The following is a 22406-nucleotide window of genomic DNA, read 5'->3' as shown; positions in this document are numbered from 1 at the left end:
GAACCTGCAAAAATAGCGCACGTATGGCACAATTCGTGTATTATTGCACCTCCAAATAAATATGCTCAAAGCCACATTCGATATCATACCGGAAACAAACCGGCAGGAAGACATACAGAATAGCCTGTTACTCATGGAAGTGGGTGAAAAGGTATTTAGTTATGTGTTATACAACAAGCAGCAGCAGCGGTTTATGGGGCTGCGCCAGTATAACCTCGATTTCATGCCCGGCAAACCGGTAATGGAGGCTTTACAGGAAATCTTGGCCGGCGATGAGCTACTGCAGCTTCATTACCGCGAAGCATTCGTCATCTATCATTATACCGACAGCAACCTGCTACCCGAGAAACTCTTTCATATTGAATTGAATAAGCCGGTTACGGAACTGATCTTTGGCAATGCCCACAAGGGACTGCTGCTCAGTGAAAAAGTACCCGGCTGGAACGTATACAATATCTACCGCATACCCCGTGAGGCTCACGCCCTTATGCAGCACAAATTTGCTGCAGGCAAATACTGGCACTACTATACTATTATGCTTTCCGGCATAGAAAAAGGAACATACGGCGATGGAGTGATTAAAGTAGTGGTAGCATCCGACAGGATCGTGGCGGCAGTATTCAAGAATAATGCCCTTCAACTAATACAGACCTATAATTACGATACGCCCGACGACGTATCGTACCAGTTGTTGGCGCTGTGCGACCGCTTCAGTCTCGACAACGAAAAGGTGATACTTAAAATATCCGGCTTGCTCGATGAGCAATCCAAACTATACCAGGAGCTCTTCAAATACTTCCTCCGTATGGAGTGGGAGGCGCCAACCGCCAGCTCACGGCTGCACGAAGCATTTGAGGCATATCCGGCGCATTATTTTTCACCCTTGCTGAACATGGCCCTATGCGTATAATCAGTGGAGAATTAGGAGGACGGCGCATCAACCCGCCGGCTAAAATGCCGCATACCCGACCCACTACGGATATTGCTAAAGAAGGGCTCTTCAACATTTTACAGAACAACCTCGACATCGCTTCCCTCAAAACGCTGGACATCTTTGGCGGCACAGGCAGCATCAGCTACGAGCTGGCTTCCCGTGGAGCAGAAGACCTTACCATCGTGGAGAAAGATACAGCCATGTACGAGTTCATTAAAAAGACATCACAAGACCTGAAGCTCGAGAACTTCAAGGTGATCAAAATGGAGGTGTTCAAATTCCTGGAACAATGCACGGATAAGTTCGACTTCATCTTCGCCGGACCTCCCTACGCATTGACCACGATCGATGAACTGCCTAAAAAGATCGCAGAAAAACAATTATTAAAACCCAACGGCTGGTTTGTTTTGGAGCATACTCCCCGCAACAATTACGAAAACTACCCACTCTTCGTTACCGCCCGCAACTACGGAACTACAATTTTCAGCATTTTTGTAAATAAGTAAATAGGCATTAGCTGTTAGGTATTGGCTGTTAGCTAACAGCTAAAGGCTAAAAGCTAATAGCTAAAAGCCTTTATCATGAACAAGATTTTCATCACAGGAATAGGAACCGGCATCGGTAAAACTTTTATCTCAGCCCTGCTTGCCAAAGCACTGGAAGCAGATTACTGGAAGCCCATCCAGGCAGGATATGAAGACGGTACCGATAGTGAGTATGTACAGAATACGCTTAAGGGTACAGCTTCTATAATACATCCCGAAGTATACAAACTTAAAATGCCTGCATCGCCACACATAGCAGCGCGTGAAGAAGGCATTGACATATCCATTCAAAAAATTTGTGAACAGGTTCCGCCAATTAGTCGTAATTTGATCATCGAAGGGGCTGGAGGATTACTCGTTCCGTTAAACGGAACTGAATTTGTGGCAGACCTGATAAAAGCCCTGGGTGCGAAAGTGATATTGGTCAGTCGCAATTACCTGGGGAGCATCAATCACTCATTATTGACTGCCCGCGTGTGCAGGGAGATGGATTTGCCGGTGATAGGGTGGATATTCAATGATCAGTACCTTCACTATGAAGAAGAGATTGTACGCTGGAGCAACTACCCACTGATAGCATCTGTACCATATATGAAAACAGAAAACGGGAAATTTATCGAGGCTCAGACGGCTGCACTACAAAAGCAACTGAAAGGATTTCTATGATAAAAAAAACCGTTAGAAAAGACTACCTGCAACGCAGGATGGATATTCCCGAAGAAGACCTGCAACAGCAAACCGCCCTCATGGCGTTTAACTTTAAGAAGTTAACCTTCCCCCCTGTTAAATACCTGATGTCCTATTCACCCCTGCTGGCAAGGCGCGAATTTGATGTCTCCGTGTGTGAAGACATGCTCAAGCAGCAAAACCCTTCCCTGCAAACGGCCTGGCCCCGCATCGAAGAACATTCCTCCGAAATGGAAGCCACGCTGGTACAAAGAGGCGGCCTGTTTACCAAGAACCGCTACAATGTACTGGAGCCCATCAGCGGCGATACCATAGCCCCTGAATTGCTTGACGTGATCTTTGTACCCCTCGTTGCCTTTGATGAAAAAGGATACCGCGTAGGCTATGGCAAAGGATATTACGATCGTTATATGGCCCGCTGCCGGCACGATATAATACGCGTTGGATTCTCCTTCTTCGAGGCTATACGGGGCATCGAAGACATCAACCAATATGATGTACCTTTAAACTTTTGTATCACACCGTATCGTATTTATGAATTTTAATGCACCCTTGCTACGGCCAATACGGATCCTGCTGTTTCCTGTCTCACTTGTTTATGGCGCTGTAATATGGTTGCGCAACAGACTTTTTGATAAGAACATCCTTAAATCCTCCTCCTTCAACCTACCGGTTATTTGCGTGGGCAACCTTTCGGCAGGAGGCACCGGGAAATCACCCATGGTAGAGTTTTTGCTGAAGCACCTGCACAGCAATATGGAAGTGGCAGTACTAAGCAGAGGATACAAACGCAAGACCCGGGGCTATGCCCTCGCCGGGCCGCGCACCACTGCGCTGGAAATAGGCGACGAACCCATGCAGTTCCACCTCAAATTTCCGGACGTAACCATTGCAGTAGGTGAAGAAAGAGTGGTGGCCATACCCCAGTTGCTGCATGATAAACCCGATACAAAAGTGATCGTGCTGGATGATGCTTTCCAGCACCGTACCGTGAAAGCGGGTCTTAACATCGTGCTCACAGATTATAGCAATCTCTTCACCCGCGACTGGTTTTTGCCTACCGGCGACCTTCGCGACGAAAAGAATAGCTACAAGCGTGCCGATATAATGGTAGTCACCAAGTGCAGGCCCAACCTTTCCGAAGAAGAAAGAAAAGCCATCCTGGAAGAGCTGAACCCACTGCCGCACCAGCGGGTATTCTTTTCCACCATACGCTATGGCGTCCCTTATCACATCCTCCACAGGAATGAACAGCTCCTCAACGATTCCATGGAAGTATTGCTGGTAAGCGGCATCGCCAATCCTGCACCCCTTAAAAGATATCTGCAGGAAGTAACCAAAACCTACTATGAGATCCCCTACAGCGATCATCACATCTTCTCCATTGATGATCTGAAAGACATGATCAAGCGCCTCGATGCCATCCAGGCACCTAACAAGATCATGCTCACCACCGAAAAAGATGCAGTACGGCTGGTGAAATTTGAACAACAATTAAAAGAATTGCCTGTCTATGTAATTCCGATCGAAGTGCAGTTCCTCTTCAACGAACAGCAGGTATTTAGTGATTTAATCACTAAATTCATTCAGGAATTTACATACAGGTCTTAAACACTTACGGATGAGTAAGAAACAATCAAAGAAGAATAAGAACAAGAGTAAGAAGAAAAAATCGTTCAACGACCAGGATACACTCAAAGGAGTGCTGGACATTACACGGTCCGGAGTAGGGTATGTAGTGATACCCAATGCAGACAATGACATACTGGTGCGCCCCGGCGATTTTAATACAGCCCTTCACGGTGATACCGTGCGGGTAAGAGTGGTCAACAGCGGCGGCAGACAAAGCGGTCGCCAGCAGGGCAAAGTAGTGGAAGTGGTACAGCGCAAGCAGACCGAGTTCCTGGGCAAAATAGAAATAGGGAAGACCTTTGCCTTCTTTATTGCCGATGTCGACAAGCCGATGCCCGACATCTTTGTACCGCTCAACAACCTTAAAGAAGCAAAAGACAACGACCAGGTAATAGTGCGCATCGTAGAGTGGCAGCCCAACAAAAAGCCTGTAGGCGAAGTAGTACAGGTCATGGAAAAGGGTGATGCCAACGATATGGCGATGAAGGAGATTCTCATGCAGAATGGGTTCCCCCTGTTCTTCCCTGAAGATGTAATAGAAGAGACTGAGCGCATACCCGATACCATACCACAGTCAGAGATCGATAACCGCAAAGACGTACGCGAAATACTTACATTCACCATTGACCCGGTGGATGCAAAAGACTTCGACGACGCCATTTCCTTCCGAGTATTGAAGAATGGCAACTATGAAATAGGCGTACACATTGCCGATGTGGGCCATTACGTAGAGCCCGATACTGCGCTGGACAAAGAAGCCTACAACAGGGCTACATCAGTATACCTGCCAGACAGGGTGCTGCCAATGCTGCCCGAAAGAATATCCAATGAGCTGTGCTCCCTGCGGCCTAAAGAAGATAAGCTCACTTTCTCGGCCATTTTCCAGATCACTCCGAAAGGAGAGGTGAAACAACACTGGCTGGGTAAAACAGTGATCCATTCCGATCACCGCTTTACCTATGAGCAGGTGCAGGAGATCATCGAGCAGCAGGAAGGCTTATACAAAGACGAGGTATTGATCCTGAATGAGCTTGCCCAGAAATTCCGCAAACAGCGGTTTAAGAAAGGAGCTATCAACTTCTCATCACAGGAAGTACGCTTCAAGCTGGATGAAAAAGGAAAGCCCATCGGCATCATGATCAAAGAAAGCAAAGAAGCACACCAACTTATAGAAGAGTTCATGTTGCTGGCCAACCGTACGGTGGCAGAAAGTGTGTCGAAGGTCAAGTTCAACAAAAAGGATATACCCTTCCCTTACCGCGTGCACGATACGCCCGATGAGATGAAGCTGGAACCCTTTGCGGCATTTGCCCGTAAATACGGACATGAGTTCGATACCAAATCACCGGAAGGTATAGCACGGTCATTCAACCAGATGTTGAAAGATGTGCAGGGCAAACCCGAGCAGCATGTACTGGAGCAACTGGGTATCCGTACCATGGCTAAAGCTATCTACACGTCTGAGAACATAGGACACTATGGGTTGGGCTTTAAATACTACTGCCACTTTACCTCACCGATCCGTCGTTACCCTGACGTGTTGGTACATCGGGTGCTGTTTGATATTCTGAACGAGAAGATAGAGCCCGATAAGAAGATGGAGCAGAAATGCAAACACTGCAGCGACAAAGAACGCAGTGCCATGGAATCTGAACGGGCAGGCAACAAATACAAACAAGTGGAGTACATGCAGAACTTCCTGGGCGATGAGTTTGAAGGTGTCATCAGCGGCGTGGCCGCCTTTGGGTTCTGGGTAGAGACCATCGAGCACAAATGCGAGGGCCTGGTAAGCATCAACAGTCTGTTGGAATATGATGACTTCCGCCTTGTTGAAGGAGATTACAGTCTCGCAGGCATGCGCAGCGGCCGTAAATTCAGGATGGGCGACAAAGTACGCATCAAAGTAATTGCCGCCAACCTCAGCAAGCGCCAACTGGATTACGAATGGGTGATTACCGCCACCACGGGCGATGATAAGGTTGAAGTCAACCTGCAAAAGCCTGCTTACCCGATACCAAAAAAATCAGCCAAAGGGAAAGGAGGTCGACCCGGAGGTAAGGGCAAGAAAAAATAACAAACACAAATAGGGGGCACATAAGTGCCCCTTTTTTATTTCCTCTTATTTAACCAGAAACCAAGTGTAATGCGGGTTGGAATAAAGAATTGACCATCCCTTTGGGTAAATACCTCGCCATCGTTCACGTAGTTATCACCTCCAAATATATAGCCTGCGCCAATATTTACATCCACGCAGAGACGGCTATTGAAATTGCGCTGAAGCCCCCAGGTGACACCTACGGCATTGATGTTCTTCCGCTTGCTATCGATGTTTCCCATTTCATCCACATAATCCCGCTTGGCAAAAACTGTCCGGAAAAAAGGCGACAGGTAATTTGCACTATTCATATCTACTCTTTTGCCACGTTCTTGCCGGCTCCGGAAATTATAAAAATACCGATATTCCAGTGACAGCGTAGGGTCAACATAAAAGTGCGACAGAAATCCCTGCGAACTTGAATAACCAACACCTCCGGATAAACTTAAAAAGCCTTGCAGGTACAACGTTTGATATTTACCTACCCGCTTTTCATAGCCGAGACCGGGACTTATCAGGTTGACCCTGGTAATGTCTCTGACATCATCGGAAGATTCGGAATACTGTGCTGTACAATGGATGCCTGTAATTAATAGCACAAACGCGATGAGTGATCTTGCATTCATGTTTAGGGGTTATATTGTTTTGATGACTATACTAATGCGAGGCCTGGTAATGCTTTTTTAAAACATCACCGCCAAATTCATTGCCTTTCTCACGCCAGATGGCATGAATATGATTACCATCGTTGTTAAAACCACTGTTGTCAAATTCAATGAGGAAAGTAGGACCATTGATCACGAAGTAATGAGCCTTATGTTCCTCATAAGGGCCGATCCATCCAAAATAAACATTGCCAATGCCTGCCTTGATGATCTTGTCATATTCTGCAGTAGCCTTTTCGTATTCCAGGTTATAAACAAATTCACGAATGATCCTTTTCAATAACTCCTGTTGCTCTTTAGTAAGCACATCACCTTTTACACCCCAGTAATCGATCAACCGTTTTCCACTCTCGGCAGCGGTGATAATATCCCCCGGTACGTTTCCGCTCATCGTGGCCTTCTTTTGAAGTGCGGGCGAAAGAGCGTTGATGAGCTTAACACCCAGGTCTTCTTCCTGGCCAAGGATGCGCCAGCCGGCATATTCCGTGATACCATATTCAGCAGGGTCACTACCCACAAACATAGGCGTTACAGCAAGCTGTTGACGATTAAAAGTAAAGTTTAGCGAAAGATGATGCCCTTCCAGCTTAAAGCCCCAAATACTATCAGTAGAAGGATTACTGAACACGGCGAGGTAAAATTGTTGGTGGCTCCATTGCAATGCCCGCAGCTGCTTGTGAAGCCCATCATTGATCTCTTTGCGATTTAATAAAGTATCATAGTAGGCATTCAACAGGTTGTCCATGTGCATGATACCGGTAGCTTTCAAATATCCCTGAGAACTTAAAGAAGCGGAAAGAATGCGGTGCAATAGTTTACGTTGATCATCAGACAAGCTCCCAATATTGATACCTACACGCGGGCGAAGCCCTACCGGCAGGTTATTCCACTCCGTACGCATAGTGTCTCTGAAATCGACCAGTGCCCTTTTCTTCTGAAGTGTCGAAAGACCATCCACAAAAGCTGATACAGACTTCTTTATTTCTGTATGAAGGTCCTGGCTTTGTACATGAACAAATGCAAACACAGCAAGGGCAAATAGCAATAATTTACGGGGCATGATGTCGGTTGTTGCCATGTAAATTATTGATTTCTTAGCGACTGTCCAAAGGTGCCTTCCAAAGGCGGCCCATCTTTATATTACTGCACACTGGAGGGGGGATAACCAAACTGCTGCTTAAACGAAGTAGAGAAGTGCGAGAAGTTTTCAAACCCCACTTCGAGATACACATCAGAAGGCTTTTGTTTCTTCTGCGTCAGCAGGTAATGCGCATGTTCCAGCCGTTTGTGGTGCAACCATTTTTCAGGAGAAGTATCAAAGTGCTTTTTGAAGTCACGCTTAAAAGTGGCAAGGCTGCGACCCGATAAGGTAGCAAACCGGCTCATGGTTACATTGTACATGAAGTGGCGGTTCATGAAAGTGGCCAGGTCTATCTTGTGCGGCTCATGAAAATCAAACAGGATATCCTTCAATTGTGCATCATGGCGCAACAGCAAGGCAATAGCCTCTTCTGTTTTAAGTTCAGCCAGCTTTTCGGTCAGTTCATCAGGCGCATCGAAATAAGGCATCAACGAATTAAAGAAGCCTGCAATGAATGGATCTTTATCCAGTTCAATCATATTCGGGCCTTTATATACGGCAGCCGCAGTCAGCTCATGCTTTTGGTTATAAGCCCGCAATAATTCTTGTGGCAGCAGGATGCTGATAGAAGTAAAAGGTTCGCCGGTAATAGCAGGCAGTTTAAGCGATTTGGCCAGTTGATTACGCCTGATCAACCCCAAACTGCCTGCGCCGTATTTGAGCACACCATCATTGGTGTGAAACTGTATCTCCCCGGCTATCATATAACACAGTGCATGCTCTTGCACAAACTGTTCATTGCCCCTCTTCTGCGTCTCTATGCACGAGTATAGAATATTATACTGTGCTCTGTCGGTAATTGCTGGCATGATTACACGTGTTATTTAATTTGACTCATCATTAGTTTATCCATCATTCCATCCGAAAGCAACTTGCGGGCTATCAGCGTGAGATGGGCAAGGTAACCGACAGCGTACCGGGCTTTAGGTTTCTTTGCTTCAACAGCTTTAAGGACGAGACGGCCAATAACTTCCGGTTCAGGGTTTTTATTTTCTGTTCCCTTGAAAGCATCGGCAAACTTGCCGGCCATTTCCCGGTAAGCAGTAGCGCCCGAAGTTTTTACAAGACTGTCGAAAGCAATGCCGCCCCATTCCGATTTAATGCCACCCGGCTCTATTACGATCACATCGATACCAAAAGGCTTCACTTCATTGCGTAGCGAATCACTGAGTCCTTCCAGTGCAAATTTACTGGCATGATACCACCCGCCAAACGGGGTAGCTATTTTTCCGCCGATAGAGGAAATATTAACGATGCTGCCCTTACGTTGCGTGCGCATCACAGGCAATACCAACTGGATCAACCTGGCTGCCCCAAAGAGGTTTACTTCTAATTGATACTTTGCCTCAGAGAGAGGCACATCTTCAATAGCACCATAAGAGCCAAAACCTGCATTGTTGACGAGGATATCGATCCTTTTTTCAGCAGTCAGAATGTGGGCAATACCTGCCTGCATCGAATCATCATCAGTAACGTCCATGGCAAGCGGCTTGATGCCATGTGTAATAAGATCATTTAAACGGGTTAGCCGCCTGGCGGCACCATACACCGTATAACCATTTTGAGCAAGGACAAGGGTGGTGGCCTTGCCGATACCGGCAGAGGCGCCGGTCACCAATACTACCTTTTTCATACCTAAGCGTTTTTAATGTTTGTATGTCAAAGGTCGTCACGATGCCGGCCGGTGATTTTTGCCAGCAGCTCAAAGGTAGTTTTGTCAAAAGCTCATGAAGTGTTGGGAACAGCTCAGTCGTGTACACACTTATACCAGTTGCCGGGGCGTAAATATTTAATGCCCCTCCTTGTATAGAACCGTGTTAAGATCTGCCGGCCGGTAGCATCATTAATCTGAAAGTGTAAGTGCGGGAAAGCAGTATAGCCGGTATTACCTGAGGCACCAATATGCTGCCCTTTTTGAACAGCATCGCCCACCTTCACGAAAACACCATCCTTTTCGAGGTGCCAGTATTTGGCTACACTGCCATCGGGATGGCGAATGATGATATAGTTTCCATCTGCAAGATTCTCTTCTTTTAAGCCACCCTTATCACTGTCGCCCCTTGCTTCAATGACCACGCCATCACGTACAGCGCAAATCTTGCTGCCCTTTTTCATTTTGAAGTCGAGTGACAACTCCTGCCGGTGACTCATCTTGCTGTTGGAAGCCTGTATCAACAGAAAACTTTTCTTCTCCGCATAAGGCAGCCAGTAAACATAACTGGTATCATCCTTCCTTCGGCCTGTTTTCAGGTCCATGACTTCACTATCCGATAACTGGCTGAAGCCGGAAAAGGAAAGAAATATCAAGGTAAGTGCAAAGGCTACTTTCATGCGAGGGGTTTGGATATGAATATAACCAATTTTCAGCCTATCTTGCAACCCATACCTCACCACCATGCAGTCATTTGAAGCATTATCCAAAGAGTTCACACAAAAGTTCAGCATCAGGCATTTCCCGGAACAGCCCGCATCCTTATATGACCCCAACGAGTACTTCCTGAGTCTCGGTGGCAAAAGAGTGCGGCCGATCCTTTGCCTGATGGGCAATGAGCTGTTTGATGAGCTTGTGCCTGATGCATGGCATGTGGCTACTGCCATCGAGCTCTTCCACAACTTTACGCTCATACATGACGACATTATGGACAAGGCCCCCTTGCGGAGGAATATGCCTACCGTTCATGAGAAATACGGTGAATCAACTGCCCTGCTGGCTGGCGATGTGATGCTGGTAGTAGCCTACGATCACCTCAACAAAGTGAAGTCAGAACATCAGCGGAAAATAGTGAGCCTTTTCAATAAAACTGCTAAAGAAGTATGCGAAGGCCAGCAGCTGGATATGGACTTTGAAAAACAGGAAGTAGTGCACCTCGACGAATACATTCGCATGATAGAGCTTAAAACCTCGGTTTTACTGGCCGCCAGCCTGCAACTGGGTGCTATCCTCGGCGGCGCCTCCAGGGGCAACCAGGAGGAGCTATATGCGTTTGGACGCGAACTGGGCATTGCTTTCCAGGTACAGGACGACTACCTCGACGCATTTGGCGATCCCGCCAAGTTCGGCAAGCAGGTAGGAGGAGACATTATGTCCAATAAAAAGACTTTCCTCGTTATCAAAGCCCTTGAATCCTGTACGCCGGTACAGGTAAAAGAACTGAAGCGGCTGATGCAGGAAAATCCTGCAGATAAAGTAGACCGCGTGCTCCAGATCTTCCGCGATGGGGGAGTAGACAAATGGGCCTTTGACCTCAAAGAAAAATACATCACCAGCGCCTTTGAGCACCTGGACAATATCACCATCATATCCGGTCGCAAAGAACCCTTGATACAGCTGGCACACTTCCTCGTTCAGCGCGAGTATTGATTGCTTATTGGCCAAAAGCGGACTTTTCCCTAATTTCCACCCCTTAAACCCAACACCAGCATGGCCAATTCATTGTTCCGTACAAAAAAGGTTGATTCAATACTGGCAGAAGGAGGAGATGGGGAACACGGTTCCGGATTAAAAAGAGTACTTACTGTAAGGGACCTTACATTCTTTGGTATTGCGGCCATCATTGGAGCAGGTAGCTTCAGCAGCCTCGGGGAAGCCTGTTTTAAAGGCGGTCCGGGTGTAGTGGTGTTGTTCATTATTTGTGGTATAGCCTGCGCATTTACAGCATTTTGTTACTCAGAATTTGCCAGCCGCATCCCAGTGGCCGGTAGCGCTTATACCTATGCCTACGCATCCTTTGGCGAGCTCTTTGCCTGGATCATTGGCTGGGCCCTCGTCATGGAGTATTCCATTGGCAACATCTATGTAGCCTTCTCCTGGAGCGATTATTTTACATCCTTGTTGCACAAGATCAATGTGCATATACCGGATTACCTTACGTGCAGTTACCTCGAAGCTAAAAAGGCAGTAGCCAATGCTTCATCCAATACAGAGTTGATCAATGCGTGGAACTCTGCCCCTATTGTTGGCGGACTGCGTATCATTTTCGATCTGCCTGCCCTGATCATCAATATGCTTATCACGGCGCTGGTATATGTGGGCATTAAAGAATCCCGCAACTTCAGCAATGCCATGGTGATCCTGAAGCTGGTAGTGGTTGCGTTGGTGATCATTGTAGGAGCAGCCTACATCAATACTGATAATTGGTTCCCGGCAAATGATGCAGGCGTGCCCTCCTTCATGCCCAATGGCTTTGGTGGTGTTATGGCAGCAGTGTCAGGTGTATTCTTTGCTTACATCGGATTTGATGCTGTGAGTGTGCTGGCCGAGGAGAGTAAAAATCCTCAGCGTGATCTGCCCAAAGGCATGTCTTATTCCCTGGTTATTTGTACGATTGTATACATTCTGCTTGCACTGGTATTGACGGGCGTTGTCAACTACCGCCAATTTGAAGGGGTAGGAGACCCGCTGGCTAAAATATTTGAAGTAAAAGGAGTAGGTTGGATGCAAATGCTGGTAGCAGCTTGTGCGGTGGTGGCCATGACAAGCGTAATGCTGGTATTCCAGATGGGGCAGCCGCGTATCTGGATGAGCATGAGCCGCGACGGATTGTTGCCTCCTGTATTTCAGCGTATTCACCACAAATTCAAAACACCTTCCTTTGCCACCATACTTACCGGTTTGGTAGTGGGTATTCCCATCCTGTTTACCGATAAATCATTTGTATTGGACTTCACGAGCATCGCCACCCTGTTTGCCTTTGTGCTGGTATGTGGTGGTGTATTGCTGCTGCCACGTAAAGAAAAAGTGCCCGGACGGTTTAACATGCCCTACATCAACGGAAAGTTTATCTATCCTGTAATCGTATTCGGTAGTATGATCATCCTGGTTGCGTTGACTGATAACTACTTTGGCGACCTGTTCAATTATGACTTCTCGGGCGATGCTGATTATGCAGCAGGAGAAGTAACATTTATGGACCTTGCTATCCCCAAGATATCGCTTATCATCTTCTGGCTCGTTTGTATCATACTGAGCATTATAACCATCTTTAAAGAGTACTCACTGATACCACTTATGGGGGTTACCACCTGTTTATACCTCCTTACTGGTATGACCAAGAGCAACTGGGTATGGTTCATAGGTTGGTTGGCGATAGGACTGGTGATCTACTTTGCCTACGGCTATCGTAAAAGCAAACTGGCCAAGGGCTAAAAATGTCAGCCGATCTTAAAGAGATATGGTTCATCCTGTGTAGCAGGTATACCAGCAATGCTGAATTGATGGAAACGCTGTACAAAGAGCTTCACCGGAAGTACACTGGTTCCAGCCGGCATTACCACAACCTGCAGCATATTCGTGAACTGATCGGCTTATCGGAGCAGTATGAGCAATATCTGCAGGATAAAGACCTGGTACATTTTGCCATCTTTTACCACGACATCATATACAACGTTCTGCGCAAAGACAATGAGCAGCGAAGCGCTGTACGTGCAGTTAAGCGCCTTACGGAATTAGGTGTGCCTGCCAGCAGGGTGGAAGCTGTCGCGTTGTTTATCGAGGCCACTAAAACCCATCAGGTGCCCGAAACGGCGTCCAACAAGACGGACCTGACCTTTTTCCTCGATTTCGATATGGCCATCTTAGCGGCGCCCTGGGAGGCTTATAGTACATACACCGGCCAGGTGCGCCGGGAATACAAAATATACCCCGATAAGCTCTACAAGCCCGGCAGAAAGGCTTTTTTGCAGCAAACCCTGCAAACTACCTATATTTTTCACACAGCCGTCTTCCGAGAACAATACGAAGCCCGGGCCCGCACAAATATGGAAAAAGAACTACAAGCGTATATCTAAGAGATTTCCCACTCGCTCGCGGCTGGCTACACCCTATTCGCTCCCCATTTCCGCGAATTATAATAATTTTGCACCATGAAATTTCAGATAGGCGATAAAGTGGTGGTGCTCCACTCCAATGACGACGGAGAAGTAGTGGATATAATCAACGACAAGATGGTAATGGTCGATGTGCGTGGCGTGAAATTCCCGGCTTACACAGACCAGTTGGATTTTCCGTATTTCAAACAGTTTACACAGAAGAAGATTGTTCCGGATAACAAGCCCAAAAAGAAATACATCGACGATCTCCCGCGCGAGAAAAAGATCGTCAAGGACAAAGTGGTGGATGGTGTATGGCTCATCTTCATACCGGTGATGGTGCCCGATGAGTTTGGGGATGATGTGGTGGAAGAATTGAAAGTACGACTGATCAACAGAACACACACAGGCTATAAGTTCATTTATAAGCTCAATTATCAGGGGGAAACATCCTTTGAACTGCCCAATCAGGTGCACCCCTTCGAGGACTTCTACCTGCATGATGTACCGTTCGAAAACCTCAACGATAGTCCCACCTTCTCCTTCGAGTTCTCGTTGATGACACCCGATAAGAACAAGGCGGAATATTATGAGGCATCCCTGAAGCTGAAGCCTAAACAAGTCTTTGCCCGTATTGAGGAACTGAAGCAAAAAGGCGAGGCTATGTTTTCTTATAAGCTGTTTGATACTTACCCGCCACGGGTAGAGGAACCCAGCATTGATGTAAGTGTTTTGGGAAAAAAGGGCTTTAAGGTATACGACGTATCCCAAACCCGCCAGAACCTGGAGCCAGCTAAAAATGAGATAGACCTTCACATTGAAAAGCTGACACCCGATCCGGATGCGTTGGACAACTTCGAAAAGCTCGACCTGCAACTTCGCACCTTCGAGAAATATCTCGACCTCGCGATCCTGCACCACAAGCCTGCCTTCATCGCCATCCATGGTGTAGGCAGTGGTAAGTTGCGCGACGAGATCCACGAAATATTAAAGTACAAGAAAGAAGTGAAGAGCTTCTTCAATAAATACCACCCGGCCTACGGCTACGGTGCCACGGAGATCTACTTCCAGTATTAATTGTACCTTTGTACCAACTACAAACCGGGTTATCGCTTCCCGACCTTTGGTCGGGAGGAGGAAAGTCCGGACAGCATAGGGCAATGTACCGGTGAAGAGCCGGGCTCCGGTTTACTGGAGACAGATAGTGCCACAGAAAATAACTGCCTCACTTCGGTGCGGTAAAGGTGAAAACGTAGGGTAAGAGCCTACGGTGTTGTACAGTAATGTATGGCAGGGGTAAACCTTACATGCTGAAATGCCATGTATACCAACGGCCGAGGGCGGCTCGTCCGATCATCGCAAGATGACCGTTGGGTGGGTAGGCAGCAAGAGCCTGTCAGTAATGCCAGGCCCAGATAAATGATAACCGTATCCGTTTAACGACGGGTAAACAGAATCCGGCTTACAGGTTTGTAGTTATTATACCTTCTCAAAAAAACTTGAAGATCAATTGAAGGATAACGGCCAGTAAAGAGACGACAGAAATAGAAACCTGCACTTTTTGATCGGCAAGACTTTCCTTCCTTTTATAAATGTTCCTGATCGCCAGAATGGAAAAAAAGATAGCTGCAGCGGGTAGCAGTATAAAAAAGGCGATTTTCAACACCTTCACAAAAATATCACGTTTGCCAATGATTGTTTGAGCATTGATGAAGAACCTGGAATCGGGCGATATGGTTTTTAAATGATTGACGGCAGTAGTGGATTGGCCAAGCCGTGAATAAGCAACGTACAGGTTCCAGTTGGCAAGATCATAATAACGTGGATTGTTTTCAAATTGTCTGTAGTATGCAATAGCCCGGTTCACCTCCCCGTGATGCAGATAATAATTACCCATTTCAATCAGATAACTACCATTTCTCGGGCTTTTCCTGATAGCATCTTCCAAAAAAGTCTTATAGAGTGCATCATTGTTTTGGTATTTATAACATAGTGCTTTGGCAAAATAAGCCCGGTGATGTTGCGCATCACTGGCTATTGCACTGTCGAAATACAAATGAGCCTCGGGGTAATCGTGCATTTTTAAGAATCGCAAACCCTGTAAATAATGTATATCGGCTTCCGATACCATATCCTCTGCAGATAAAAAATGTTGTATCTCATCGGGGTTGATCTGCTGCAAATGAAGCGTGAATATTTCAGAGAATTTTTTGTACAAAGCATTGAAGTCGTCGGCTGGTACTTCAATTAAGTAAGGATCAGGTTTGGTGCGTTGAAAAAGACTAATGATAAAAGATTTGTTGGTAGCAGGATAAATATCGCTGATGAAATAATCTATCGAAACAGAACGTGTTGGAGAGATGATTGCCAGAATTTCATCAGGTTTAATACTGATACTGTCAATGCCAGAAATGAACAGGTTGTTCTCCTGTTGTACAAGAATACCAATATTCTGGATGATCCTATCGATTGCAGGAGATGATTGTCTGACCTTATAACCAATTATGAATTTGACAGCTGGAGGGTCTGTTGCTTTTGCCGGGATCAGGATATACATGCAAAAGATAAGTAGGTACCACTTCATAACATCTTGATTACCGTTAAGGAAATGAGCAACTAATTTGCGTTGTACGGAAAAAAAGCACGATGATAGTTATCCGGGATACGTGTAATGAAGATTGATTATAGGGAGGATAGTAATTAAAATTAAGAAAAGATGCTTGCAATAGAAATACCACTTTAGTAGTATGAAGTGGTTCAGTCAGCTATCGCTTTACCTGCCCATCCTGCTACTTCCATCAACCAGGCAATGCCCAGGTGCACGATCAGGCCGCCCCAAATGCTTCGGGTATGGTACACCACTACCCCCAGGATCATACCTCCAAAATAAGAAGTGATACATTCAAACAGCGGCTTACCAAAGTGAATAGCGCAGTAAAATGCGGCCATGGGTAAGATGGCATCTTTGCCTGCATACCGAACAAAGGCCAGTATCATGAAGCCACGGAAGAAGAATTCGATGGTGAGAAAGTCGATGCCATAAGCAAGCTCATACAGCAGCTTCCAGGGCCAGGAAGGAGTGACATAATCATCGATAAAAGCAACCCGCTGTACTTTGGGATACGTATGCTGAAAATCCGCCTGTGTGGCCGCAAACACCAGGAGTGGCACCATAAACAGCAACAACAGGAAGTAAGGCTTCACATCAAACCCCCGCCGCTGCATCCCCGCCACAGGCCCTTCATACTTGCCTACCCGCCATACCAGCAGCACCAATAGCCAGGCAAGCAAACACTTCAGCGGCCAGTTAAGAGTCAAATACCCATACCTGTCCCAGGGCTCCTCCAGGCCAGCTGTGAGCCAGCGGGCAATATCATCCGCTGAAACCTTAATAGCGAAGATCAAAGGACACGCAATCAGCAGCACATAAAAAAATCGGGGAGGATAACTTACATTGCTCACGAGCAGGAACTGCAGCAGCCAGGCACTGCCATATACAAACAGGAAGAAGCAAAAGAAGCCAGCCAGCCGGGCGAAAGTATCCATCGCCATCAGGTGCCGTTCAATACCGGTAGAGTAATTGATGTAAATGAGCACAGCCATCAGTAAGCTTACCGATGCCAGCACTTTCGTATTGAGCCCACGAATGTATTCCCGTAAATACCCGAGGATAAGTTTCATTGCAAAACGTCAGGTGAGGAGGAAAACAAACAACAAAGAATAAGCCAGTAATTCGCCGGCAATCGTAGAATTGGAAATAGGGGATGCTGAATCCGTAATTATGAAGTAAAGCTATCCTTTATGAAGTAAAGCTATCCTTCATCTTGCTCATCAGGTCAGATTCGATCATCTTCTGCGCTACCTTGATCATGTTGGAAAACGCTTTTGCATGCGATATGCCATGACCAATGATCACTGGCTTGGCCACACCCAGTACAGGCGTGCCGCCATAAAGCTCAAAATTGAACAGATCGAAATATTCGTGCTTGATGTCTTTACGGTGGGTAATGTCGTAGATCGATTCAGCCATCTTCAGGATCACATTACCGGTAAAGCCTTCACACACCATCACGTCGGCTTTATCTTCCAGTACGTCCCGGCCTTCGATATTGCCGGTAAAATTGATCTGGGTGTTGGCTTTCAGCAGGGGATAGGTATTCTGAGCCAGGATATTGCCCTTACCTTCTTCTTCACCGATATTCAGCAGTGCTACCCGGGGATTGGAGATACCCAGGATGTGCTGAGCATACAGGGAGCCCAGGATGGCAAACTGGTTCAGGTGTTCGGGCTTGCAGTCGGCATTTAAACCAACGTCGAGCAATAAACCTGTTTTACCGTTCTCTTTGGGAATGATGGTAGAAATGGTGGGGCGCTGAACACCTTCTATGGCTTTGATGCTGTACATGGCGCCTACCAGCATGGCCCCGGTATTACCGGCGCTGATAAACGCTTCCGTTTTGCCCGATGCCAGCAGGTGGAACCCGATGGCAATAGAAGATTGCTGCTTTTCTTTCAGCGCTTTGGTAGGATGTTCGTGCATGTCAATAACCTGTGGCGCATGCACTACTTTCACCCGGTCTGCAGGAATATTATATTCCTGCAGCAAAGGATTCAACTGTGCTTCATCACCGGTTAAAAACAATATTGCCGGACTATCAGTTTCCGACAAATATAGCTGGATACCTTTCACCGCTTCCAGCGGTGCAAAATCTCCACCCATCATATCTAAACCAATTATCATCCGGCAGGTAAGATTTGTACTAAAAAGGATTACTTAATGGGAGAATTTTCTACTACCACTTTACCTTTATAATACAATTTACCCTCGCTTGTGTGAGCGCGGTGACGCACGTGGATCTCGCCGGTAGTGCTGTCCTTGCTCAATGTAACCTTCTCAGCTTTGTAGTGAGTTCTTCTCTTCGCACCCCTTTGTTGGGAATGTCTGCGTTTGGGATTTGGCATGACCTCAAAATTTATAAACTACTAAAAAATCAATTGTCTCCTAAATCTTTGAACTTTTCCAATCCTTTCCATAAAGGATTTTTGGGAGCTTCGTTGTGCTGATCGTCCATTTTCTTCAGCACTGCCAGCACTTCTTTATTGCAGTGCGGGCCTCCCATTTCATCTTCACTGCACATCCGCTGCATGGGGATACTCAGGTTGATGAATTCGAATATCCAATCAGACACACGTAAGTGGCTTTCACCCCTGGATATATAATATACATCCGGATCTTCTTCCTGATCGTTCATTACTTCGGGGTCTTCCACCATCTTTACTACGATGTTGAAATCTTCCCAGAGTTGAAGCGGCAGGTTATTTCCACAGCGGTCACACGTCACTTCCAGTTGTCCGCCTATTTCAAACTTCAGCAACATAAAACCAGCCTTCTTGTCCAGCGTTAGCTTTACCTGGGCCTTGCAGTTGCGGAAGTCCTGCTGTGGATGATCTACAAAGAACTTATCGTCGATATTGTACTCAAACTCATGAATCCCCGGCTTTAACCCTACGAATGCGATATCAAAATTCCTGCGGCTACTCATGAGCATCCCTTTTAAAGAGTTTGCAAAGGTAGGGATAATCCACTAAAGATTAAGCCCTAAGAACAAAAAAGGCGTAAAATATTCCCACATTTGTTAGTAGGTTCGTATTGGCCTGTAAATCAGGCCCACAGGAATCAATTTCCCGTTTTCGATACACAATCTGGTGCGTTTTCCGCACCTTTGTAGTAACATTAAGAAGGAACAGGACAACGAAATGCCGGTTCCGTCAGTCAAAGTAAATTAAAAAAAGAACAGATGAAAAAGCTTTTATTACTGGTGGTAGCCGCCACAACCTTATCACTGGCCCAGGCCCAACCTCCCAAAGGACCTGCCAACCCCGGCGACGTATACGGAGCCCCCACTACATCTAAAGGTGCAATGGACATTGCCAAACTGCCCGCTGCCCTTGCTAAGAAAGACAGCATCGGCCAAACCAAGGTGATTGCCAAGGTATTGGACGTTTGCCCCAAAAAAGGCTGCTGGATGAAAGTGCAGATTGATGAAAACACGACCGCTTTCGTGAAAATGAAAGATTACGGTTTCTTCGTTCCCATGGACGTAATTGGCAAAACAGTAGTATTGGATACAGAAGCCAAACTCCATACCACTTCAGTAAATGAATTAAAGCACTACGCTGAAGACGCTAAAAAGCCACAAGCTGAAATAGACGCCATCACCGAACCCAAGAAGGAGATCCGTCTCCTTGCTAATGGAATACTGGTGTTGAAATAAATGAATTGTTACAATAAGAAGGCAGGCTATTAACAATAGCCTGCTTTTTCATTTTATAGAGTAGTATTGTAGGAAGCCGGATTGGGGCATTTGGGTAATTTATCCGTAATATTGACAATTATTATCAGCGATGCATATGAAAATATTTTACACTGTAGTCGGTACCTTACTCTGTTCAGGCGCTATGGCGCAAACGATCGATAGCCTCGAAACCATTGTGGTAACAGCACAGAAGAAAGAAGAAAAGCTGCAAAAGATCCCTGTGAGTGTAACAGCGATCACCTCAAGACAAGTGATAGATTATCGTTTGTGGAATACACGCGAGATCACAGCCATCGTTCCCAATCTCTATTCAGCCGATCCCGGCGATAACAGGAATGTAACTTCCATTCGTGGCATTACCACTACTTCCTACGACCCGGCAGTAGCTACCTATATCGACGGTGTGAACCAATTTGGACTGGACACTTACATTTCTCAGCTATCCGATATCGAACGCATCGAAGTATTGCGCGGCCCGCAGGGCACCTTGTACGGACGTAATGCTATGGGTGGTGTCATCAACATCATCACCAAACAACCGGGTAATAACATCACAGGCTTTGCAGAAGCCAACATCGGCAATTACGGACAACAACGTTATGCTGCCGGCATCCGCACTCCCCTGATCAAAAATAAACTCTACCTGGGTGTATCCGGTATGTACGATAAGCGTGATGGATTTTATACCAACGTGTTCAACGACAAAGATTTTGATCGCCAGCACAATGTTTCCGGCAACTACTACCTGAAGTATATCGCTAACCCACGTTGGTCTGTTACTTTCAATCTGAAGCACCTTGCCAACCGCAACAACGGTACCTTCCCCCTCGTGAACGGCGTGGAAGAAGCATTGGAACAACCATTTCAGCTGAACCAGAATGCTGTAACGAAGATGATCGATAATACATTCAACACGTCATTATCCATCAATCATACCGGCCACACATTTAATTTCAGTTCACAAACAGCCTGGCAGTCCAATCACCGGTATTACAACAGCCCCATCGATGGTGACTTTTCTCCTATTGATGGAATAACCATTATCAACGACTACGGAAAAGATTTTAATAAAGTAAAAGTATTCACCCAGGAGTTCAGGTTCACATCACCCACTGCGGCCGCCTCACCACTCAAATGGACAGCAGGTACTTACTTGTTTGTACTGGACAACCCGGTAAAACAGGCCACGCATTTCGGAGAAGATGCTCCATGGGTGACCGGCACTCCCGAAAAGAATTATGCACTCATCAATACTTCTAAAGGCAAAGGTTTTGGCATTGCCATTTATGGCGAAGCTAACTACGCGCTCAACAGACAGTGGGAAGTGATAGCCGGCCTGCGCTATGATTATGAGCGTAAGAAACAACAGGTGTTGGGAGAATACAAGCCCGACGACCAGCCGGCTCCTATTTTCGACTTTCAACCTGATACTTCAGCGAGAGCAAACTTCAGTGCCTTTTCTCCCAAAGTTGGTTTGCTGTACCACGCCGCTGCCAACAACGACCTGTACGTTACCTATAGCCGCGGTTACCGTGCCGGTGGTTTAACGCAACTTGCTGCTGATCCATCAACACCGCCTTTGTATGCTTATAAGCCTGAATACAGCAACAATATCGAAGTAGGTAGCAAGAACACTTTCTTTAGCAATAAGCTGCGTGTAAATGTCGCCTTATTCTATGCCACGATCACTGATGCACAGGTGCCTACGCTGGTGCTGCCCGATGCCATCACTATTACTAAAAACAGTGGAAAGCTCAACAGCAAGGGAGCAGAAATAGAACTGGCTGCATTACCCGTAAGAGGACTGGAAATAAACTACCAGGCGGGCTTTACTGATGCTGAGTACAAAACCCTGAAAGTGCCACAGGGTGGGGCAGAGGTAGATCTTTCTGGCAAGAAACAACTCTTTACTCCAGACATGACCTCTATGCTGGCCGTTCAATACCAGTTCCCTGTTATCGGTTGGCAAAATATTCAACTGATGGCACGTGGCGAATGGCAGTACATTGGCGAGCAATACTTTGACCTATCCAATAACATCCGTCAATCACCTTACAACCTGATCAATACCCGTGCAGGCATTCTAACCAAGTACGTAGACCTGCTTTTCTGGGGCCGCAACTGGGGCAACAGGAAGTACATCAGTTATGCTTATGATTTCGGTGCCGTTCACCTCGGAAATCCTGAAACCTGGGGCTTTACCCTGCGGGTGAAATGGTAAAAATCAGTAAATTTAGTGTGCTGCTATATGGGAAACCCGGTGCTTAACGAAACCCAACACACTAAAAAGAGGTTGACCATGGTGAATAAGGAAAAAGACAAACTCAAGATCAGTGCGGATAACAAACCGGCAATCGATGCCGGTACCACAGATGATGCCGCCAACGTGGCTGCTAAAGGAGCTGTATTGCCCGATCCCGAAGAGATCAAAATGCCACGGCCACATAAACCCGAAGAACACCGCACTGTTATAGATGGAGGTAAGCCGAAAGAAAACAATACCAAAGAAGATAGTGACGAATATAAGCCATTCGATTACCGGGGAAATAAATAGTTATTTAACCTGCTGATCAGACTGCACA

The 22406-nt window shown here is 46.4% G+C and carries 23 protein-coding genes and 1 other RNA gene; 14 read left to right on the top strand and 10 right to left on the bottom strand.

Annotated elements, in window-relative coordinates; all coding sequences use genetic code 11:
- Positions 1 to 61 precede the first annotated feature (61 nt).
- The 6 genes from AC5JBY_RS22765 to rnr all read left to right on the top strand — a co-directional run bounded on the left by AC5JBY_RS22765 (position 62) and on the right by rnr (position 5872).
- Positions 62 to 910 (top strand): DUF3822 family protein, encoded by an 849-nt coding sequence (locus AC5JBY_RS22765; protein WP_495906962.1) that lies wholly within the window; start codon positions 62 to 64, stop codon positions 908 to 910.
- A complete protein-coding gene (locus tag AC5JBY_RS22760; RefSeq protein ID WP_495906961.1) occupies positions 901 to 1440 on the top strand; it encodes an RsmD family RNA methyltransferase in 540 nt (179 codons plus the stop codon). Before AC5JBY_RS22765 ends, AC5JBY_RS22760 begins: the two co-directional genes overlap by 10 nt.
- A 75-nt stretch (positions 1441 to 1515) precedes the next feature.
- Complete coding sequence (gene bioD, locus AC5JBY_RS22755) at positions 1516 to 2145, top strand: dethiobiotin synthase (protein WP_495906960.1); 630 nt, start codon at positions 1516 to 1518, stop codon at positions 2143 to 2145.
- Positions 2142 to 2711, top strand: a complete 570-nt coding sequence (locus tag AC5JBY_RS22750) for a 5-formyltetrahydrofolate cyclo-ligase (protein ID WP_495906959.1) — start codon at positions 2142 to 2144, stop codon at positions 2709 to 2711. The genes bioD and AC5JBY_RS22750 overlap by 4 nt, the downstream gene beginning before the upstream one ends.
- The gene (gene lpxK, locus AC5JBY_RS22745) at positions 2701 to 3777 is read left to right on the top strand and encodes a tetraacyldisaccharide 4'-kinase (RefSeq protein ID WP_495906958.1); all 1077 of its coding nucleotides are present in this window, start codon (positions 2701 to 2703) and stop codon (positions 3775 to 3777) included. Before AC5JBY_RS22750 ends, lpxK begins: the two co-directional genes overlap by 11 nt.
- A gap of 10 nt (positions 3778 to 3787) precedes the next feature.
- Entirely contained in the window at positions 3788 to 5872 is a 2085-nt protein-coding gene (gene rnr, locus AC5JBY_RS22740) for a ribonuclease R (protein WP_495906957.1), read from the top strand.
- Positions 5873 to 5907: 35 nt separating this feature from the next.
- On the opposite strand, the gene AC5JBY_RS22735 is transcribed toward rnr, so the two are convergent.
- From AC5JBY_RS22735 to AC5JBY_RS22715, 5 genes are all read right to left on the bottom strand, one after another.
- Entirely contained in the window at positions 5908 to 6519 is a 612-nt protein-coding gene (locus AC5JBY_RS22735; RefSeq protein WP_495906956.1) for a hypothetical protein, read from the bottom strand.
- 31 nt (positions 6520 to 6550) lie between these two features.
- The gene (locus tag AC5JBY_RS22730; RefSeq protein WP_495906955.1) at positions 6551 to 7636 is read right to left on the bottom strand and encodes a DUF3500 domain-containing protein; all 1086 of its coding nucleotides are present in this window, start codon (positions 7634 to 7636) and stop codon (positions 6551 to 6553) included.
- A gap of 62 nt (positions 7637 to 7698) precedes the next feature.
- Positions 7699 to 8508: a helix-turn-helix domain-containing protein gene (locus AC5JBY_RS22725; RefSeq protein ID WP_495906954.1), complete on the bottom strand. Its 810-nt coding sequence runs from the start codon at positions 8506 to 8508 to the stop codon at positions 7699 to 7701.
- Between the two features lie 11 nt (positions 8509 to 8519).
- Positions 8520 to 9332: an oxidoreductase gene (locus tag AC5JBY_RS22720; protein ID WP_495906953.1), complete on the bottom strand. Its 813-nt coding sequence runs from the start codon at positions 9330 to 9332 to the stop codon at positions 8520 to 8522.
- A 113-nt stretch (positions 9333 to 9445) separates the two neighbouring features.
- Positions 9446 to 10030, bottom strand: a complete 585-nt coding sequence (locus AC5JBY_RS22715) for a M23 family metallopeptidase (RefSeq protein ID WP_495906952.1) — start codon at positions 10028 to 10030, stop codon at positions 9446 to 9448.
- 64 nt (positions 10031 to 10094) lie between these two features.
- Between AC5JBY_RS22715 and AC5JBY_RS22710 the strand changes: the two genes are divergently transcribed.
- From AC5JBY_RS22710 to rnpB, 5 genes are all read left to right on the top strand, one after another.
- A complete protein-coding gene (locus AC5JBY_RS22710) occupies positions 10095 to 11060 on the top strand; it encodes a polyprenyl synthetase family protein (protein ID WP_495906951.1) in 966 nt (321 codons plus the stop codon).
- 60 nt (positions 11061 to 11120) lie between these two features.
- Positions 11121 to 12845: an amino acid permease gene (locus AC5JBY_RS22705; protein WP_495906950.1), complete on the top strand. Its 1725-nt coding sequence runs from the start codon at positions 11121 to 11123 to the stop codon at positions 12843 to 12845.
- 2 nt (positions 12846 to 12847) lie between these two features.
- Entirely contained in the window at positions 12848 to 13486 is a 639-nt protein-coding gene (locus AC5JBY_RS22700) for an HD domain-containing protein (RefSeq protein ID WP_495906949.1), read from the top strand.
- 75 nt (positions 13487 to 13561) lie between these two features.
- Complete coding sequence (locus tag AC5JBY_RS22695; protein WP_495906948.1) at positions 13562 to 14584, top strand: Smr/MutS family protein; 1023 nt, start codon at positions 13562 to 13564, stop codon at positions 14582 to 14584.
- Between the two features lie 16 nt (positions 14585 to 14600).
- Positions 14601 to 14988: RNase P RNA component class A (gene rnpB / locus AC5JBY_RS22690), an RNA gene on the top strand.
- A gap of 8 nt (positions 14989 to 14996) precedes the next feature.
- Here rnpB and AC5JBY_RS22685 read toward each other — a convergent pair.
- From AC5JBY_RS22685 to AC5JBY_RS22665, 5 genes are all read right to left on the bottom strand, one after another.
- The gene (locus tag AC5JBY_RS22685) at positions 14997 to 16091 is read right to left on the bottom strand and encodes a tetratricopeptide repeat protein (RefSeq protein ID WP_495906947.1); all 1095 of its coding nucleotides are present in this window, start codon (positions 16089 to 16091) and stop codon (positions 14997 to 14999) included.
- A gap of 173 nt (positions 16092 to 16264) precedes the next feature.
- A complete protein-coding gene (locus AC5JBY_RS22680) occupies positions 16265 to 17188 on the bottom strand; it encodes a CPBP family intramembrane glutamic endopeptidase (protein ID WP_495906946.1) in 924 nt (307 codons plus the stop codon).
- A gap of 118 nt (positions 17189 to 17306) precedes the next feature.
- A complete protein-coding gene (gene plsX / locus AC5JBY_RS22675) occupies positions 17307 to 18248 on the bottom strand; it encodes a phosphate acyltransferase PlsX (RefSeq protein ID WP_495906945.1) in 942 nt (313 codons plus the stop codon).
- 29 nt (positions 18249 to 18277) lie between these two features.
- Positions 18278 to 18469 (bottom strand): 50S ribosomal protein L32, encoded by a 192-nt coding sequence (gene rpmF, locus AC5JBY_RS22670; RefSeq protein ID WP_495906944.1) that lies wholly within the window; start codon positions 18467 to 18469, stop codon positions 18278 to 18280.
- Between the two features lie 29 nt (positions 18470 to 18498).
- The gene (locus AC5JBY_RS22665) at positions 18499 to 19050 is read right to left on the bottom strand and encodes a YceD family protein (RefSeq protein ID WP_495906943.1); all 552 of its coding nucleotides are present in this window, start codon (positions 19048 to 19050) and stop codon (positions 18499 to 18501) included.
- Between the two features lie 255 nt (positions 19051 to 19305).
- Between AC5JBY_RS22665 and AC5JBY_RS22660 the strand changes: the two genes are divergently transcribed.
- From AC5JBY_RS22660 to AC5JBY_RS22650, 3 genes are all read left to right on the top strand, one after another.
- Positions 19306 to 19782, top strand: coding sequence for a DUF4920 domain-containing protein (locus AC5JBY_RS22660; protein ID WP_495906942.1), 477 nt, complete (start codon positions 19306 to 19308; stop codon positions 19780 to 19782).
- Positions 19783 to 19918: 136 nt separating this feature from the next.
- Positions 19919 to 22045 carry a TonB-dependent receptor gene (locus tag AC5JBY_RS22655; protein WP_495906941.1) on the top strand — a complete coding sequence of 709 codons (2127 nt, stop codon included), beginning with the start codon at positions 19919 to 19921 and terminating at the stop codon, positions 22043 to 22045.
- Between the two features lie 78 nt (positions 22046 to 22123).
- Positions 22124 to 22378, top strand: a complete 255-nt coding sequence (locus AC5JBY_RS22650) for a hypothetical protein (protein WP_495906940.1) — start codon at positions 22124 to 22126, stop codon at positions 22376 to 22378.
- The last annotated feature ends 28 nt before the right edge of the window (positions 22379 to 22406 follow it).

Source organism: Paraflavitalea sp. (assembly GCF_059502485.1).
The sequence above is the reverse complement of the archived record's forward strand: the minus strand, read 5'-3'. Positions and strand labels throughout refer to the sequence as shown.

Bases quoted from the DNA above. Each gene is read 5' to 3' on its own strand.
- AC5JBY_RS22650 (WP_495906940.1), top strand. From the start codon at position 22,124: ATGGTGAATAAGGAAAAAGACAAACTCAAGATCAGTGCGGATAACAAA.
- AC5JBY_RS22760 (WP_495906961.1), top strand. From the start codon at position 901: ATGCGTATAATCAGTGGAGAATTAGGAGGACGGCGCATCAACCCGCCG.
- AC5JBY_RS22685 (WP_495906947.1), bottom strand. From the start codon at position 16,091: ATGAAGTGGTACCTACTTATCTTTTGCATGTATATCCTGATCCCGGCA.
- AC5JBY_RS22680 (WP_495906946.1), bottom strand. From the start codon at position 17,188: ATGAAACTTATCCTCGGGTATTTACGGGAATACATTCGTGGGCTCAAT.
- AC5JBY_RS22730 (WP_495906955.1), bottom strand. From the start codon at position 7,636: ATGGCAACAACCGACATCATGCCCCGTAAATTATTGCTATTTGCCCTT.
- AC5JBY_RS22700 (WP_495906949.1), top strand. From the start codon at position 12,848: ATGTCAGCCGATCTTAAAGAGATATGGTTCATCCTGTGTAGCAGGTAT.
- AC5JBY_RS22725 (WP_495906954.1), bottom strand. From the start codon at position 8,508: ATGCCAGCAATTACCGACAGAGCACAGTATAATATTCTATACTCGTGC.
- AC5JBY_RS22695 (WP_495906948.1), top strand. From the start codon at position 13,562: ATGAAATTTCAGATAGGCGATAAAGTGGTGGTGCTCCACTCCAATGAC.
- rpmF (WP_495906944.1), bottom strand. From the start codon at position 18,469: ATGCCAAATCCCAAACGCAGACATTCCCAACAAAGGGGTGCGAAGAGA.
- plsX (WP_495906945.1), bottom strand. From the start codon at position 18,248: ATGATAATTGGTTTAGATATGATGGGTGGAGATTTTGCACCGCTGGAA.
- AC5JBY_RS22705 (WP_495906950.1), top strand. From the start codon at position 11,121: ATGGCCAATTCATTGTTCCGTACAAAAAAGGTTGATTCAATACTGGCA.
- AC5JBY_RS22655 (WP_495906941.1), top strand. From the start codon at position 19,919: ATGAAAATATTTTACACTGTAGTCGGTACCTTACTCTGTTCAGGCGCT.
- bioD (WP_495906960.1), top strand. From the start codon at position 1,516: ATGAACAAGATTTTCATCACAGGAATAGGAACCGGCATCGGTAAAACT.
- AC5JBY_RS22765 (WP_495906962.1), top strand. From the start codon at position 62: ATGCTCAAAGCCACATTCGATATCATACCGGAAACAAACCGGCAGGAA.
- AC5JBY_RS22720 (WP_495906953.1), bottom strand. From the start codon at position 9,332: ATGAAAAAGGTAGTATTGGTGACCGGCGCCTCTGCCGGTATCGGCAAG.
- lpxK (WP_495906958.1), top strand. From the start codon at position 2,701: ATGAATTTTAATGCACCCTTGCTACGGCCAATACGGATCCTGCTGTTT.
- AC5JBY_RS22750 (WP_495906959.1), top strand. From the start codon at position 2,142: ATGATAAAAAAAACCGTTAGAAAAGACTACCTGCAACGCAGGATGGAT.
- AC5JBY_RS22715 (WP_495906952.1), bottom strand. From the start codon at position 10,030: ATGAAAGTAGCCTTTGCACTTACCTTGATATTTCTTTCCTTTTCCGGC.
- AC5JBY_RS22710 (WP_495906951.1), top strand. From the start codon at position 10,095: ATGCAGTCATTTGAAGCATTATCCAAAGAGTTCACACAAAAGTTCAGC.
- AC5JBY_RS22660 (WP_495906942.1), top strand. From the start codon at position 19,306: ATGAAAAAGCTTTTATTACTGGTGGTAGCCGCCACAACCTTATCACTG.
- rnr (WP_495906957.1), top strand. From the start codon at position 3,788: ATGAGTAAGAAACAATCAAAGAAGAATAAGAACAAGAGTAAGAAGAAA.
- AC5JBY_RS22735 (WP_495906956.1), bottom strand. From the start codon at position 6,519: ATGAATGCAAGATCACTCATCGCGTTTGTGCTATTAATTACAGGCATC.
- AC5JBY_RS22665 (WP_495906943.1), bottom strand. From the start codon at position 19,050: ATGAGTAGCCGCAGGAATTTTGATATCGCATTCGTAGGGTTAAAGCCG.